Annotated in this window: 16 protein-coding genes; 9 read left to right on the forward strand and 7 right to left on the reverse strand. The window is 52.6% G+C overall.

Going from position 1 to position 15,940, the window contains the following annotated elements; all coding sequences use genetic code 11:
- The first annotated feature begins 125 nt into the window (after positions 1 to 125).
- Complete coding sequence (locus tag G0034_RS10865) at positions 126 to 1,589, forward strand: EAL domain-containing protein (RefSeq protein ID WP_032636607.1); 1,464 nt, start codon at positions 126 to 128, stop codon at positions 1,587 to 1,589.
- 24 nt (positions 1,590 to 1,613) lie between these two features.
- Here G0034_RS10865 and G0034_RS10870 read toward each other — a convergent pair whose 3' ends face one another.
- Both G0034_RS10870 and G0034_RS10875 read right to left on the reverse strand, forming a co-directional pair.
- Positions 1,614 to 1,886 carry an ElaB/YgaM/YqjD family protein gene (locus G0034_RS10870; RefSeq protein WP_014883773.1) on the reverse strand — a complete coding sequence of 91 codons (273 nt, stop codon included), beginning with the start codon at positions 1,884 to 1,886 and terminating at the stop codon, positions 1,614 to 1,616.
- Positions 1,887 to 2,021: 135 nt separating this feature from the next.
- A complete protein-coding gene (locus G0034_RS10875; protein ID WP_045134059.1) occupies positions 2,022 to 2,498 on the reverse strand; it encodes a GNAT family N-acetyltransferase in 477 nt (158 codons plus the stop codon).
- Positions 2,499 to 2,587: 89 nt separating this feature from the next.
- Here G0034_RS10875 and G0034_RS10880 point away from each other — a divergent pair, with 89 nt between their 5' ends.
- Positions 2,588 to 3,544 carry a LysR family transcriptional regulator gene (locus tag G0034_RS10880; protein ID WP_087529306.1) on the forward strand — a complete coding sequence of 319 codons (957 nt, stop codon included), beginning with the start codon at positions 2,588 to 2,590 and terminating at the stop codon, positions 3,542 to 3,544.
- Here the strand turns inward: G0034_RS10880 and G0034_RS10885 are convergent.
- Positions 3,541 to 4,407, reverse strand: a complete 867-nt coding sequence (locus tag G0034_RS10885) for an AraC family transcriptional regulator (protein ID WP_179120854.1) — start codon at positions 4,405 to 4,407, stop codon at positions 3,541 to 3,543. The two genes, G0034_RS10880 and G0034_RS10885, sit on opposite strands and share 4 nt — an antisense overlap.
- A gap of 463 nt (positions 4,408 to 4,870) precedes the next feature.
- Between G0034_RS10885 and G0034_RS10890 the strand changes: the two genes are divergently transcribed.
- The 4 genes from G0034_RS10890 to G0034_RS10905 all read left to right on the forward strand — a co-directional run bounded on the left by G0034_RS10890 (position 4,871) and on the right by G0034_RS10905 (position 9,132).
- Entirely contained in the window at positions 4,871 to 5,719 is an 849-nt protein-coding gene (locus G0034_RS10890) for a hypothetical protein (protein ID WP_179120855.1), read from the forward strand.
- A 136-nt stretch (positions 5,720 to 5,855) separates the two neighbouring features.
- Complete coding sequence (locus tag G0034_RS10895) at positions 5,856 to 6,131, forward strand: metal/formaldehyde-sensitive transcriptional repressor (protein ID WP_003857256.1); 276 nt, start codon at positions 5,856 to 5,858, stop codon at positions 6,129 to 6,131.
- A 30-nt stretch (positions 6,132 to 6,161) separates the two neighbouring features.
- Positions 6,162 to 7,280, forward strand: coding sequence for an S-(hydroxymethyl)glutathione dehydrogenase/class III alcohol dehydrogenase (locus tag G0034_RS10900; protein WP_023338313.1), 1,119 nt, complete (start codon positions 6,162 to 6,164; stop codon positions 7,278 to 7,280).
- A 160-nt stretch (positions 7,281 to 7,440) separates the two neighbouring features.
- The gene (locus G0034_RS10905; protein ID WP_045282085.1) at positions 7,441 to 9,132 is read left to right on the forward strand and encodes a methyl-accepting chemotaxis protein; all 1,692 of its coding nucleotides are present in this window, start codon (positions 7,441 to 7,443) and stop codon (positions 9,130 to 9,132) included.
- 89 nt (positions 9,133 to 9,221) lie between these two features.
- Here G0034_RS10905 and G0034_RS10910 read toward each other — a convergent pair whose 3' ends face one another.
- From G0034_RS10910 to G0034_RS10925, 4 genes are all read right to left on the reverse strand, one after another.
- On the reverse strand, positions 9,222 to 11,603 hold the full coding sequence (locus tag G0034_RS10910; protein ID WP_179120856.1) for a glucose/quinate/shikimate family membrane-bound PQQ-dependent dehydrogenase: 2,382 nt from the start codon (positions 11,601 to 11,603) through the stop codon (positions 9,222 to 9,224).
- A gap of 250 nt (positions 11,604 to 11,853) precedes the next feature.
- Complete coding sequence (locus tag G0034_RS10915) at positions 11,854 to 12,777, reverse strand: LysR substrate-binding domain-containing protein (RefSeq protein ID WP_014883781.1); 924 nt, start codon at positions 12,775 to 12,777, stop codon at positions 11,854 to 11,856.
- A gap of 182 nt (positions 12,778 to 12,959) precedes the next feature.
- Positions 12,960 to 13,844 (reverse strand): SDR family oxidoreductase, encoded by an 885-nt coding sequence (locus G0034_RS10920; RefSeq protein ID WP_014883782.1) that lies wholly within the window; start codon positions 13,842 to 13,844, stop codon positions 12,960 to 12,962.
- Positions 13,845 to 13,908: 64 nt separating this feature from the next.
- On the reverse strand, positions 13,909 to 14,298 hold the full coding sequence (locus tag G0034_RS10925) for a YdeI family stress tolerance OB fold protein (protein WP_014883783.1): 390 nt from the start codon (positions 14,296 to 14,298) through the stop codon (positions 13,909 to 13,911).
- A gap of 139 nt (positions 14,299 to 14,437) precedes the next feature.
- Here G0034_RS10925 and G0034_RS10930 point away from each other — a divergent pair, with 139 nt between their 5' ends.
- Genes G0034_RS10930 through G0034_RS10940 form a run of 3 tightly spaced genes read left to right on the forward strand, consistent with a single transcriptional unit; the run spans position 14,438 to position 15,927 of the window.
- Positions 14,438 to 14,941 carry a hypothetical protein gene (locus tag G0034_RS10930; RefSeq protein ID WP_117581657.1) on the forward strand — a complete coding sequence of 168 codons (504 nt, stop codon included), beginning with the start codon at positions 14,438 to 14,440 and terminating at the stop codon, positions 14,939 to 14,941.
- A gap of 9 nt (positions 14,942 to 14,950) precedes the next feature.
- Positions 14,951 to 15,397: a DUF421 domain-containing protein gene (locus tag G0034_RS10935; RefSeq protein WP_014883785.1), complete on the forward strand. Its 447-nt coding sequence runs from the start codon at positions 14,951 to 14,953 to the stop codon at positions 15,395 to 15,397.
- Between the two features lie 11 nt (positions 15,398 to 15,408).
- Positions 15,409 to 15,927 carry a 2-oxo-tetronate isomerase gene (locus tag G0034_RS10940; RefSeq protein ID WP_014883786.1) on the forward strand — a complete coding sequence of 173 codons (519 nt, stop codon included), beginning with the start codon at positions 15,409 to 15,411 and terminating at the stop codon, positions 15,925 to 15,927.
- Positions 15,928 to 15,940 lie beyond the last annotated feature (13 nt).

Below are 15,940 nucleotides of genomic sequence, written 5' to 3' on the forward strand. Positions count from 1 at the left end.
CGGTGCGGAACGTTGATAACAGTATCTTAACCTGATGGCGTACTGTAAAATTATTCTATACACCAGCTGTATTACATATTCCGTATTCATAATAAGAATGGCGATTTTGTGCCCAGGAGCAGGTTATGACCCACAAAATTTCTCACAGAAATGTTGCTCGCGACGATCGGCGGTTTGTCATCTCAACCTGCGGTTTTACCTTCCAGGGGTATGCTTTGCTCCTGAAAAAGTACGGCATAGACGCTTCGCATATCCACTTTGAGGGAGATGATGTCTGCCAACGGGATAGGGAAAATATCCTTAATAATCAACATGCGCACATTGTTGTGTTTCCGGGTAAAGGGATTGTCACTCTGCTGGAAAGTCTGACGCGACTGGCATCCGTTTTGAATGCATTGCCTGTTATCCGATGCGTGACCCTTTATAGTGATATACCTGACAGCTGGTTATATCGCACTCTGGGTAGCCTTTTACATAACAGCCATCAATTATCACTGATTCGGATCGCCAGCGTTTCTGATGTCATCAACTGCTTCCACACCCATAATAAGGGGTTTAAAGACCACTCGCGATTATTACGCGATCACTGTCTGGGGTATTCTCCGCAGGAAAACCTGAAATGGCTAACAAGAAGAGAAATTGACGTTTTATTAAATTTCTACCGCGGTATGACCGTAAAAGATCTGTGCGAAAAGCTGGGGCTTTCAAATAAAACGGTTTATACCCATCGTAAGGAAGGTGTGCAGAAGTTACATTATATTAAACGATGGTTAAACGATCCGCATAACTTCAAAGCGGAAAGAAGTCACAAAAACCATCGTCTTAAAGCGGAATTCACGGATAAAGAAGCAGATATATTTAATGCTCTGGTGAAAAGGGAGATCTTCCCGGCCTACCAGATCATTACCGATCGCGACAAAAAAGGGGTGGGCTTTGAGATACTGATCCGCTGGAATAAAAACGGCAAAATAGTCAAGCCAGCCTGTTTTCTTAATGACATTTCAAATCACGAGATATGGTTAAAAATAACGGCCCTGGTGATCCACGCTGCCGTGTCCGGGATTAATAAATATAATGGGAAATTCTATTTTTCAGTCAATATTCCGCCTCGTCTCGCTTCCGGGAAAGCGTTGCCGGAGATGGCCCGGAAAGCCATCGGCATGTTGCTCAAACCCCAGTGGGCGGAAAAGCTTGTCTTTGAATTTGCAGAAGATATCGATGTGACCAAAGACAAGAAGATCCCTGAAACCATGCGGCATCTGCGTAATACCGGGTGCAGACTGTTTCTGGATGACTGCTTCTCTAACCATCACACCATGTTTCCTGTCAGGCAGGTGCATTTTGACGGGTTGAAACTGGACCGCGACATCGTCGAGCATTTTGTGGCGAACGACAACGATTATAATCTGATTAAAGCGATTCAGATATACAGCGACATGACCGGAACGGACTGCATTGCTGAGGGGGTGGACAGTGAAGAGAAATTTGAAAAATTAGTCGAACTGGGCGTGAAAAACTTTCAGGGATATTATCTCTCACGGGCTGTGAAGGAGGAGGAATTAGATCGCATGGTAAGACAGTTTAGCTAAAAATAAAGCCCCGAAGGGCCTTGATTATTTACGACCCAGTAGCAGGCCGAGAACAATACCGACGGCACCGGCGGCGATAAGGCCGGTTAGCGGGTTATTTCTGACCGCTTCTGTTACATCAGAAACCGCATCGCTGGCCTGCGCGGCATATTTTTTAGCCGCGCCTTTTACCTGGTGCTTTGGTGAATCGACGAATTCACCAAACTGCTGCTGTGCAGAACCTGCAATTTCATCGAGCTTATTTTTTGCTTTATCTTCAGCAAACTGGGTGTTTTTATCAGTACCGAAATCAGACATCTTTGCCTCCTTGTGTTGATAATTAAAGGATAGCCGCTCTTTGCAGATATGAGAGACGAAAGGTTAATTTCGGCACCTGGCAGGGCTGTTTTCGGATATATCTCTGTGCGAAAGGACTCGCACAGAGAGACGCTGTTATTCGGCAAAACTCAGCAGCGCGTCACCATCAAGGCGATAGCGCACCCATTCAGACTGCGGCAGCGCGCCAATGCTCAGGTAAAAATCAATGGCGGGCTGGTTCCAGTCCAGAACGCTCCATTCCAGGCGACCACACTGCCGCTTTACCGCGAGTTGCGCGATATGTTTCAGTAACGCTCTTCCCGCGCCTTTACCGCGATACTCCGGGGAAACGTACAGGTCTTCCATATAGATACCGTTGCGTCCGAGCCAGGTTGAATAGCTGGTGAAGAACACGGCATAGCCGATGATGTCGCCTTCATACTCAGCGATCAACGCTTCGGTGTTACTTCCCGCGCCAAAGAGCGTTTCACGGATCTCCTCTGGCGTGGTAACCACTTCTTCCGGCGCTTTTTCATAGACTGCCAGCTCGTAGATCATGGCGTAAATGGCCGCGGCATCTTCGGGACGGGCCTGACGAAGGATAATGCTCATTGTTATTCCTGCTTTTTGTCTGTTTCGCGATTGATGGCGTTAAGCATACGGAGTATTGTCCGAAGAATTAAGTGCAATGAAATCAACAAATGATGAATATTATGCATCCGGCTTTACGACGTCTTGATTTAAACCTGTTGCCCGTTTTCGACGCGATTTACCGCCATCGTTCTGTTCGTCTGGCAGCCGATGAGCTGGCGATGAGCACATCGGCACTGAGCCATGCGCTTTCGCGTCTGCGCGCGACGCTGAACGATCCGCTCTTTTTCCGGGAAGGGCATCGTATGTCCCCCAGCGTGTATGCTTCTCAGCTCGCACCTTCCATCGCTTCCGCACTGTCATTCCTGAATCATGAGCTGACCCCGCAGCCGGAGTTTGACGCCCCCAGCAGTACCGAGAGCTTACACATTGCGATTACGGATTTTACCGCGCTTTGCGTTTTTCCGACCCTGATGCACACCTTGCAGCATGCTGCCCCTGGTTTGCGTTTTGAATTGCGTTATTTGCCCCACAGCCCGGCGCTGACGGAGCTATTAGCCGGGGAAGTGGATCTGGCGCTCGGGTTCAGTACCTCGGAGGATATTCGTCATCCGGAACTGGAGGAGATAGGCTGGTTCGAAGATGAGTATGTGGTCATCAGTAACGCCGGCCGGACACGGCTGACGCTGGAGGATTATCTCGCGGCCCGACATCTGGTGGTCACGCCCTGGAATGAGAAACAAGGGGTTCTGGATCTGCGGCTTGAGCAGTTGGGCTATACCCGGCACATAGCGATCAAAACGCCGTCGATGCTCAGCGCCCCGTTTATCGTTGCACAAAGCGATCTGCTGATGGCAATCCCGCGGTTTGCGGCTGAGAAGCTGGTCGCGGCTGCGGATCTCAGGATATTTGCTTTACCGTTTTCAATCCGCGCGTTTGAAGTGAAAATTTACTCGCATAAACGCAGCGGCCAGCGGGGGGCGACCCGCTGGCTTAAGGAGGAGCTGCATAAACTGGCGCAGGCGGTAAGACGTTCAGCTGATGGCGGGGGAAGTCATCCGACTTAATTTAACGGCAGATAGATATCCGTTTGCAGCGCATGTTCCGGCACCTCGTGGACAAAATTGATGTAGTGGAAAAATACCGGTGCATCGCGCAGCGTTTCGCCGCTGTCTGGTAGCCAGTCGCGGAACATCGCCCATACCGTGTTGGAGATCGTATCCAGCGAGCCGGTGTGACGCCCGACAGCGTATCGTCCGCCTTTGATTTCACCATTGGCAACCCCGAACGCATTTTCTGGTACTGCCTCCGTAACGCTGCCACAGATATCGAAGCGAAAGGCATCGGCAGGTGTGGTTGCCGGGTCGTCCCAGGCGATGCCAAACGTGCTGCTTTCGCGTACTGGCGATAGCCCCGTGGCCTTACGCCAGGCCATAAATGTCGCCGCGCTGTCATTAACCCGATCCGGGCTGCCACGGTGTTGCAGCATGGCCACGTGAGTTTGGGGGAAATCAACAATCTTAACGTCCATCGATTTTTGCTCCTGAAAGGTCATTTTCGGTACGCGCTGGTGCCAGCTTAGCCAGTCCGGCTGCTGCCGGAACTGACGCGGGCTCTTTCCAAACGCGGTTTTGAAGGCGCGGCTGAACGATTCGGGGTTCTGGAAACCGGCATCGAGCGCAATATCAATCACCTTATCCTGCGGATTAAAGGCCAGTCGCCAGGAGGCCCGGCGCAGGCGTAGCCACTGGATATAGCGATACAGCGGCTGACCACTGAACGCCAGAAACTGACGATGAAAATGATAAGGTGAAGAGCTGGCTATCGCGCTGAGCTTTTCCAGCGTGAGCGGTTCATCCAGGTGGTGGGCAATATAGTCGCACACCCTATATAAGCGCTCACGGTATGCCGATTTGGCTGCATCGTTCATGACATCCTCCTGATGACCTACTTTGCCTGCGCGGTCGGGCAGGATCCTGACCGATCTTGCTTATCAGATTCATTATTGACGAAGTTTTTTCATGACAATGCGATTATGGGGGAAATTCCAGCAGCATAACATTGCACGGGAGGAATGGCCCTCTCATCAAAGATACTCTGTTCAAAATGATGACTCTCAGCGGTGACGGGAAAAATTTCCATTAAGCAAAAGTTTCGTCATGGCTATCTTTAACGAAGGCCATGATAACAAACGGCACAAAAGCGCTTGATTAGAAGCGAGAATGTGTTGTGTGAGGGAATATTGCTTGCGTTGAGATGTTAGTCACACAAAGCAAATGACAGAACAACTATTAGACATTAAAAATATAATATTTCCTTTGGTTAACAATTCCACCATGGCCGTTAAAATGTTATCTTAAATCCTCTTCATCATACGGACTAAAGGACTATCTATGTCTTGGCAAGGTGTACCGTTCAAACTTCTAAATGTAGGCGATGTTGAACAATTTTTTTTAAAAGTTTCGTCTCTTCCTAAAATAACTATCGATACGCCTACTGATTACAATCAACTCTGGTTAACGGTTGGTGCTACGTTCCTTGGTGGTATAATTCCAGCTTTGATTGCGTGGAGAACATTTCATGTAAACGCAAAAAACGTTAGAAACGAAAGAGACGAGCAACAGCGTTTCTTAAAGTCTGAAAGGGCAAAGCAGCAGCTATTTATGATGGGTGAGCGTGCCTCGCAATTTGCCTCATTGAAAGAAGAACGTGAAATACAAAAAACGCTTGCCCAAAAAACAATTAATGCTCAAGTAATCTCAACCAATAGACAAAAATGGATTAATGATTTTCGTGATAATATCGCCGAATTTTGTTTATTAATATTCAGTCATTACGATGCCCGTTCAAGTTATCTGATTACTGAGCGTAAGTTACGGGTAATAACTGATATATATAAAGGAACTAAATACTCTGAGGATTTTAGAGTTCGTTATCAGGAGGCAAGTGACGAATTTTCACGTTGTCTGGAGAAATCTCAGTCAACTCATAATGCTATGGATAAAATGAAGTTTCTCATATTGCTAAGTATGAATCCACAAGAAAAAGAAACTCAAGAAATTAAACGATTGATTAATTTTTTAAAGAGGTCGATTAATAAATTAGTTATTGATGACGTTTCGGGGGGATTAGCAAATGTTACAGAGGTTTATACTGAATTATTAAACGGTTCGGAAGAATTAATGGGTGTAGTAGGGGGCATTCTAAAAAGAGAGTGGGAAAGAGTGAAGTTATGTGAATAAGACGTACGCACGTATGAGGGGGGTCAACGTGGGGTTTAAAAATTTCGAGTAAATGTGCAATAACCCTATAAAACTTAATGTTTACAGAAAGTTGATTTCATTGATACCATACCCCCCTATAGTATCAGGAGGGCGTATGCCGCATTCACCCGAAGATAAAAAACGTATTCTTACTCGCGTCCGTCGCATTCGGGGCCAGGTCGATGCCCTTGAACGCGCACTGGAGTCGGGCGATCCCTGTCTGGCTATCCTGCAGCAAATTGCCGCCGTGCGCGGTGCTGCCAATGGCCTGATGGGCGAAATGGTAGAAATTCATCTCAAAGATGAGCTGGTGACGGGAGAGACAACGCCGGATCAGCGAGCCGTGCGCATGGCAGAAGTCGGCCATTTGCTGCGCTCTTATCTAAAATAAACCCACACACCTGACAAAAAGGGAAGACCTATGAAATCTCGCGCTGCTGTTGCATTTGGCCCCGGCCAGCCGCTGAAAATCGTTGAAATCGACGTCGCACCACCGAAAAAAGGCGAAGTGCTGATCAAAATTACCCATACCGGCGTTTGCCATACCGATGCGTTCACGCTGTCCGGCGACGATCCGGAAGGTGTTTTCCCGGCGGTACTGGGACACGAAGGCGGCGGGGTCGTTGTGGAGGTGGGCGAGGGCGTGACCAGCCTGAAGCCTGGCGATCACGTTATCCCGCTGTACACGGCGGAATGCGGCGAGTGTAAGTTCTGTAAATCCGGCAAGACCAACCTCTGCCAGGCCGTCCGCGCCACGCAGGGAAAAGGGCTGATGCCGGACGGGACGACCCGTTTCTCTTATAATGGCGAGCCGATTTACCACTACATGGGCACCAGCACCTTCAGCGAGTATACCGTTTGCGCGGAGATCTCTCTGGCGAAGGTGAACCCGCAGGCGCCGCTGGATAAAGTCTGCCTGCTGGGCTGCGGCGTGACGACCGGCATTGGCGCGGTCCATAACACGGCAAAAGTCAAAGAGGGCGATACCGTGGCGGTGTTCGGACTCGGCGGCATTGGTCTGGCGGTGATTCAGGGCGCGGTGCAGGCGAAGGCCGGGCGTATTATTGCGGTCGACACTAACCCGGAGAAATTCAAACTGGCGGGTGAAATGGGCGCGACCGATTTCGTTAACCCGAAAGATCACGAAAAACCGATTCAGGATGTCATTGTTGAGATGACCGACGGCGGCGTGGACTTCAGCTTTGAGTGTATCGGCAACGTTAACGTCATGCGTTCCGCGCTGGAATGCTGCCACAAAGGCTGGGGCGAGAGCATCATTATTGGTGTGGCAGGCGCGGGTCAGGAGATTAAAACCCGTCCATTCCAGCTGGTCACCGGACGCGTGTGGCGCGGCTCCGCGTTTGGCGGCGTGAAGGGCCGTACCCAGCTTCCGGGGATGGTTGAAGATGCTATGGTCGGTAAGATTCAGCTCGATCCATTCATTACTCACCGTTTGCCGCTGGAGCAGATCAACGAAGCGTTTGATCTGATGCACGACGGAAAATCTATCCGTACCGTTATTCATTTCGGCGACAAGTAACTCTTCTGCCAGCGGTTTTTAGCCGCTGGCATTTCTTTAATAATCTTCTCTAAAGTGTGACCAGTGCGGCGTTTTTAGCCGTAATCTAAATCTCTGCCGTGCCGATGACTATCTAACAGGCGTGTTTTTACGCATCTTACCTATAAGAGAGTCGACGGTCATGGACAACACTACTTCGATGCAGGCGCAGCGTAAGCTGGGCTTCTTGCATCACATCAGGCTGGTTCCGCTGTTTTCCTCCATTCTCGGTGGCATTATTTTGCTGTTTGCCTTGAGCTCGGGTCTGGCGGGATATTTCCTGCTGCAGGCCGATAAGGATCTGCAGGATGTCACATCTGAGATTCAGGTGCGTATGGGGCTGTCGAACAGCTCAAACCATCTGCGCACCGCGCGTATTAATCTGATCCACGCCGGCGCGGCAAGCCGTATCGCAGAGATGGATGCGATGAAGCAGAACATCAGCGAGGCGGAAACGCGTATCAAGCAGTCCCAGGATAGCTTTAACGCGTATATGAATCGCTCCGTGCGTACCGCTGAAGACGAAGCGCTGGATGCTGACCTGAAAGCGCGCTACGACGCCTATATCGCGGGCATGCAGCCGATGGTCAAATTTGCCAAAAACGGCATGTTCGAAGCGATCATCAACCACGAAAATGAAACCGCGCGCCCGCTGGATGACGCTTACAATGCCGTGCTACTGAAGGCGATTAAGATCCGCACCGACCGTGCCAATGCGCTAACGGCGCAGGCGCACAGCCGCACGCAGCTGGGGCTGATGTTTATGGTGGGCGCGTTTGTGCTGGCGCTGGTATTGACCGCGATGACCTTCGTTGTGCTGCGCCGCACGGTCATTCATCCGCTACAGCGTGCTGCGAAACGTATCGAGAATATTGCAAAAGGTGACCTGACGATGCCGGACGATGTGGCCGGACGCAGCGAAATTGGCCGTCTGACGCGCGATCTGCAAACCATGCAGCACTCCCTCGAAACAACGGTTGGCACCGTGCGTCAGGGCGCGGAGGAGATCTATCGCGGAACCAGCGAGATTTCTGCCGGTAATACTGACCTCTCTTCGCGCACCGAGCAGCAGGCCGCGGCCATTGAGCAGACCGCCGCGAGCATGGAACAGTTAACCGCCACGGTGAAACAGAACGCTGATAACGCGCATCATGCCAGCAAGCTGGCGGAAGATGCCTCCGGAAAAGCCAGCCGTGGCGGCCAGATGGTCTCCGGCGTGGTCAAAACGATGGGCAACATCTCCAGCAGTTCGAAGAAGATCTCTGAGATTACCGCCGTGATTAACAGCATTGCTTTCCAGACCAATATTCTGGCACTGAACGCGGCGGTAGAAGCGGCGCGCGCGGGTGAACAGGGGCGTGGATTTGCGGTGGTAGCCAGTGAAGTGCGTACGCTGGCAAGCCGTAGCGCCAACGCGGCAAAAGAGATCGAAAGCCTGATCAATGAGTCGGTTTCCCTTATCGATCAGGGGTCGGGTGAGGTGGTGGCTGCGGGTAACACCATGAATGAAATCGTCGACGCGGTTAAGCGCGTGACCGACATCATGCTGGAAATTGCCGCCGCATCGGATGAGCAGAGCCGCGGTATTGTGCAGGTCAGCCAGGCGATTTCGGAGATGGATAAAGTGACCCAGCAGAACGCCTCGCTGGTGGAAGAAGCATCCGCAGCCGCGGCATCCCTGGAAGAACAGGGCGCACGTCTGACCGAGGCTGTGGGGGCGTTTCGTTTAAGCGGCGCGAAGCCTGGCCGCGCGGTGACGTCTGTGCCAGTGGCGAAGAACGCGCCGTTGCGCCCGGCGGCGACGGTTTCCGGAGATAACTGGGAGACGTTCTGAGTCGCCAGCAGTGTCGGGTGGCGCTTCGCTTACCCGACCTACAAAATCGACCTACAAAAAAAGGGACCCTTCGGTCCCTTTTTTACAGCTTATTTCTTATCAGGTAACGCGTATGCGATAACGTAATCACCGCGATCCGGTGACTGGCGAGCGCCCCCGGCGTTAATGATGATGTACTGTTTACCGGTTTTCGGTGAGACGTAAGTCATCGGGCCGGACTGGCTGCCAACCGGCAGTCGGTCTTTCCAGATCTCTTTCCCGGTGGCGGTATCAAACGCACGCAGGTAGAAATCCTGAGTACCGGCGAAGAACAGCAGGCCGGACTGGGTTGAGAGCGACGCGCCCAGCGTTGGCATCCCGATTGGGATAGGCATGTGCATGCGAATGCCCAGAGGGCCGGTGTCTTCCACCGTACCGACAGGCACCTGCCACACCAGTTTGCCGGATTTCAGATCGACCGCGGACATGGTGCCGAACGGCGGTTTCTGGCACGGAATGCCGAGCGGTGACAGGAAACGTTCACGCATTGCGCCGAACGGCGTGCCGTCCATCGGGACGATGCCCATCTCAATGCCGCTGGCGTCTTTCGCCACGTTAGCGCGCGGCACCATGTAGTTTGCCAGTCCGAGGTGCATATCGTTGACGAACATCAGGCTGTTGTTCGGGTCAACCGAGACGCTGCCCCAGTTCATTCCGCCCAGCGAGCCAGGGAACTGCAGGGAACGGTCAAGACCCGGCGGGGTGAAGACACCCTGATGACGCATCTCTTTAAACTGAATACGGCACAGCAGCAGGTCGACAGGCGTCGCGCCCCACATGTCGGATTCAGTCAGCGTCTGGTTGCCAATCATCGGCATGCCGACGGAATACGGCTGGGTGGGTGAGTAGCGTTCACCTTCAACGTTACCAGCCGGTACCGGACGCTCTTCTACCTTCGCGACCGGCTTACCGGTTTCGCGGTTGAGCATAAAGATCATGCCCTGCTTGCTGGTCTGCACCAGTACAGGCGTGGTGCCGCCTTTGCCGTCAGGCAGGTCATACAGCAGCGGCTGGGAAGGCAGGTCGAAGTCCCACAGATCGTGGTGGGTGGTCTGGAAATGCCAGCGCACCTGGCCGGTGGTGGCATCAACGGCGACGATAGAAGAGCTGTATTTATCGTCCAGCGCGGTACGCTCACCCGCCCAGAAATCCGGGGTGGCGTTGCCGGTTGGCAGATAAATCAGGTTCAGTTTGGCGTCGTAAGACATGGCCGACCAGACATTTGGCGTACCGCGGGTGTAGGTCTGTCCTTCCGGCGGCAGGCCGGTCAGGTTCGGATTACCCGGATCCCACGCCCAGGCCAGCTTACCGGTGTGAACGTCATACGCACGTACCACGCCCGGGGGTTCGCCGGTGGAGAAGTTATCCGCGACGCGACCGCCGACGACGACCACGTTCCCGGCGACCAGCGGCGTGGAGGTCTGCTGATAATATCCCGGCTTGATCTCACCCATACCGATGCTCAGATCCACGGTGCCGTGGTCGCCAAAATCTTCGCAGACCTTGCCGTTATCCGCATTGATGGCAATCAGGCGGGCATCGGTGGTCGGCAGGAACAGACGGCGAGGGCATGCGGCAGGCTGCGCGGTTTCCTGTGACGTTGTCACGTTCTGGTGGTCTTCAAAATAGCCCAGACCGCGGCATCGCTGCCAGTTAGGCGCGGTGGCTTTAGAATCGTAGCGCCATTTTTCTTTCCCGGAGTCCACGTCCAGCGCCAGCACTTTACTGTACGGGGTACAAACGTACAGCGTATCGCCAATCTGTAAAGGCGTGTTCTGGTCTTCCGCGCCAGAGCCGTTGCTCTGTGGAATATCGCCGGTATGGGCAACCCAGGCGACTTTCAGTTCGCTGACGTTTTGCTTGTTAATTTGATCCAGTGCGGCGAAGCGGTCACCGTGTGTGGTGTTGCCCCAGTGCGCCCAGTTCTTTTGCTGCTCACCGGGTGCGACGGGTTTAACCGGAACGGGTTCATTCGCCGCCACGAGAGTCTGGGGCTTAAACATCCAGCCAAGGCTGACCAGCATCGCCACGGCCAGGACCGCCGCAACGCTAAAAGCAGGCGCCTTGTTGGGGGAATTGTGGTTTGCTCCACGCAGGTAAGGCCAGACGATGGCACAAAGGAAAGCCAGTACGGCGAAGGTAAACAGGCGGGAGAAGAGCGGCCAGAAATCCCAGCCCGCATCGCTTACCGCCCAGACCAGCGAGGCAATAAACGCGATGCTGTAAAGGACAATCCCGCTGGTGCGATTGAGGAAAATCAGGATCGCGGCAATCACCATTACCACGCCCATTATCAGGAAGTAACAACTTCCGCCCACGGTGGCGAGCTTAAACCCCAGCCCGCCGACGGCCAGACCGATGAGCAACATCAGTCCGGCAAGAAGCCACTGCAGGATACGCGGTATCCCACGTGGCGCGCTGCCAAATGCCATTTCTGTCTCCTTAGATCCCGCCGCTATGCCGGGTGTACCAGTTGGGTAATAAAATCGGCGGGAATAATGATTAACACGGGTGAATTCATCTTTATCAAAAGATTTACGAACCATTTGGTGAATTCGTGGCTATGATAAAACTGTTAAATTGTTTTACGCAATTGTTAATGAATCATTCCGCATTATTTGATTAGCGCACAGGACAGATCCCTCGCCCCGTTGGGGAGAGGGTTAGGGTGAAGGGAAGAATTCACACCGGCATGGATTTACGGATGGCGCTCAGCAGCGTCTGCGCACCCGTTGAGAGCGGCGTGTCTACGCGGGTTAAAATGCCGATAGGTTCACCGGCACCCGGGGCGGTCACCGGCAGAGCGGTCAGGGTTCCCTGACGCAAATCATCTTTTACCGCACCGGAGGGAACGAACCAGACGTAGTCATAATCGAGGGTGAGCTGGCGTGACAGCGAGGCCGACAGCGTTTCGATACACCCTGAGGGTAGTGTACATCCCTGCATTTGCAGCAAGTTTTCGGCGGCCTGGCGCGGGACGGTGCCTTTCGGGCAGACCACCACGGGCCATTCCATGACGCGGCTTAACGTCACGGTATCCTGCAGTAAAGGATGGTCGGGACGCACCACCAGCTTCAGGGATTCCAGAAACAGCAGTTCGTAATTGAGACCGCCCATCAGTTCAGGGTCAGACATACGACCGATACCCAGATCCAGTTCCCCCGATTTGAGCCCCGCGAGCAGCATGGTGTTATTCATGGTGGCAACCTGAATCGTGGTATGCCGTTGCTGCTTGTGGAATTGACCAATCACGGGCGGCAAAATGCCCAGCGCCGCGGTAGGCAAGGCACCCACACGTACCACGTCACTGGTGTGCTCTTCTTTTCTGTGCAGGGACTGGCCTGCGGTGTTGAGCGCATCCAGCACCTTAACGGCGTGCGTCAGGAATTGTTCGCCCACAAGGGTAAGCTGTGCGCCCAACCGACCGCGATCGAAAAGACGGGCGCCGGTGAGCTGTTCCAGCTCGTTAAGGGTTTTTGAGAGCGCAGGCTGGCTCAGATTAAGGGTTTCAGCCGCTCGCCCCAGCGTTCCCTGTTGAGCGACGGCCACAAATGTATGCAAATGGCGCAAGCGTATGCGCTGACTGAACAGACCATTTTTTTCCATAGGCGATGTTAAAAACAGAGCGATGCGGGTGACAAGTTAAGTTGTTTAATTTTGATAACCTGATAGCAAAATATTTTTAACATTTGATCTGTTTGAGTTACAACATGTTTTTCAGGAGGGGCTGCAGGCGAACGTCCTTGTTCATTTATTGCTCATTGCCGAGGGGTTACATCAGTAACCCATTAAATGACGCCATCCCCGCCGTCAGAACACCACACCTGACCGGACGTATAGGAACACGCATCCGAGGCCAGCGTGACGTACAGCGGAGCAATTTCTACCGGCTGACCCGGACGCCCCAGTGGCGTATCGCCGCCAAACTCCTTCACTTTTTCCATTGGCTGACCGCCGCTTGACTGCAGTACCGTCCAGTACGGTCCAGGCGCCACCGCGTTGACGCGAATGCCTTTTGGGCCCAGCTGTTTGGCTAAGGATTTAGTAAATACGGCCAGACAGGCTTTCGTCTGGGCGTAGTCCAGCAGCACGGGGCTGGGCTTCACTGCCTGAACCGAGGAGGTGTTAATGATAACGGACGACGCCTTCAGATGGCGCAGCGCCGCCTTGGTGATCCAGAAGGGGGCATAAACGTTGGTTTTAAACGTCGCGTCAAAGTCTTCGGTGGTGAGCTCTTCCAGAGACTCCCGGTACTGCTGACGACCCGCGTTATTGATCAGAATATCCAGGCCACCCAGCTTCGAGACGGCTTCCTCGACCAGATTCTGACAGAAGGTTTCATCCCGGATATCCCCCGGCAGCGCGATGGCTTTGCGTCCTTCCGCTTTGATCAGCGCGATCACCTCTGCGGCGTCTTTTTCCTCTTCAGGCAAATAGTTGATGGCAACGTCAGCCCCTTCACGGGCATAGGCGATAGCCACCGCGCGACCTATCCCGGAGTCACCCCCGGTGATCAGCGCTTTTTTGCCGGTAAGGCGGCCATGCCCTTTGTAGCTTTTTTCCCCATGATCGGGTACAGGTTGCATCTCTGATGCCAGTCCCGGCGGCGTTTGCGGCTGTTCCGGGAACGGGGGTTGCGGGTAAGCGTTCGTACGTTGTGTAGTATCACTCATAGCTGACTCCTTAAGCCAAGGGGTGAGATTTGATGGATAGTTGCAGCGTTAACGCTTCGCTGAATTATTTCTGCAAACGATCAACACGGACGACGGCAGGAGATGATTTTTTATCAAGCGAACCGTTGATACTGATCATCTGGTCGGGTTTTACCGTTCTGCCGTCGAAGACTGCCTGGGGAATAATAACGTCGATTTTTCCGGTTTTATCCTGGAATACAAACTTATCGCCGCTACCGTCAATAAGATTACCGCGTAATGAAATTGTCGCACCGTCATGCATTTGTTTTGCCTGATCGATGGTCATAATACGCGCATCATCGGTTCCACGATATCCGCTATCCAGCGCGTGAGGCGGGGGCGGCGCGTCACCTTTTTGTAACCCGCCGTTATTATCTGCCCATGCTGATGGAACCAAAAATATCAAAAAAGCGGAAATAAGTGATAATTTCATCTGATATCCTTCATTTTTGGGTGTCTTGACTTATTAAGTATTGTTGCTATTCCTTTATGTGGCAAATGTGATAAGTCTTAAAAACAATCTCTTTTGAAATCAAAACACTCATAAAATAAGCGAAACGGTGACGACAACCATGAAGCGTGAAAATGAAAAGTTACCCGGGATAGATGAGAGTTATCGCTTGCTCAGGTTTGAATATGCATTTCGCCAGGTGGGTTTTGCGCTGCTTTTAGGTATTATCATCGCAGCGATGGCCGGTCTGTTTTCCAGCGGCATGGTGAGCGACACGTCCAGGACCAATTCTGCTAAATCTCTGACCATTCACTATGAACGCTTTGGCCGTCGGGAGACCGAGTCAAGGATGCAATTTACGTTTCCGGTGAAAACGGCGGGTCACTTCACGCTCAGCATCACCAGCGAGCGCAGCGACGTTTACGAACCCGGCAGCGTCTGGCCGCAGCCGGACAGAATGTATAGCCGTGGGAAAACCCTTTATTTCGTCTATGACACGCTCCAGAAGTCAGACAGGTTCTCCGTGTTGTACTTCACGACCCCGACCCGGGCCGGTAAGTGGAATACTGTCATCCGCGCAAACAACGAGCCGGAGATCACCGTCTGGCAATTTATTTACCCGTAGGAGGCTGATATGGATATGGTCTTTCGTGCGCTGGCGATTTATCTGTTTCTCGTGGTGGTATTTAAAGTGGCGGGGCGACGCGCGCTGCTACAGATGACCAGCTTTGACCTTATTCTACTGTTAATTATTAGTGAAGCCACGCAGCAGGCGCTTCTGGGGCAGGACTTTTCTGTCACCGGGGCGATGATAACGATTACCACGCTGGTGGTAGTGGATATTCTCTTTGGGTTGATGAAGAAATATTTTTCCCCGGTGGAAAATATTCTGGATGGTAATCCCGTCATTCTGGTAGAGAATGGCGTGCCGTTAGCGGATAAACTCAAAAAAGTCGACGTATCCTGTGATGATATTCTGGTGTCAGCGCGTCAGAATAATGGCATTACAAAAATGAGTGAAATCAAATATGCCATATTCGAACGTAATGGGCATATTTCAATCATTCCTTTTGAGAAATAAGAGGCGGCAAAATGAGCAATCTTTTTCACGACGATCATTATACCGTAAGTGAATTAACGAAAAAGCTGGCGAGTAAATTAACCGATGCCGGGCTGCGCTTAACCACGGCGGAATCCTGTACGGGGGGAAAGCTCTCGGTCGCGTTGTGCGCAGAAGAGAACACCGCCGATTTTTATGATGTCGGGCTGGTGGTGTTCAGCGATGAAGCAAAAGCGCGGATCCTCGGCGTGCGTTCTGAAACGCTGGCGCGCTATACCGCCGTCAGCGAACCGACGGTGGGCGAGATGGCCGCCAGTATCCGCGATATGGCCCAGGCGGATATCAGCATTGCCATCAGCGGATACGCAGGCCCTGAAGGGGGCGACGATGGGACGGCGGCAGGGACGGTCTGCTTTGGCTGGAATATTTGCGGCGAGACGAAAACCCGCACCGTTCTTTTCTCCGGTGACTGTCAGGACGTGGTGGAAAAAGCGGTGCATTTTGCGCTGGCTGAACTGGTAACAACCTTGTCGGACGACAATATCGGGTAAATTCACGTGGAGG

This window comes from Enterobacter sp. T2 (assembly GCF_010692925.1).
Taxonomy (GTDB): domain Bacteria; phylum Pseudomonadota; class Gammaproteobacteria; order Enterobacterales; family Enterobacteriaceae; genus Enterobacter; species Enterobacter kobei.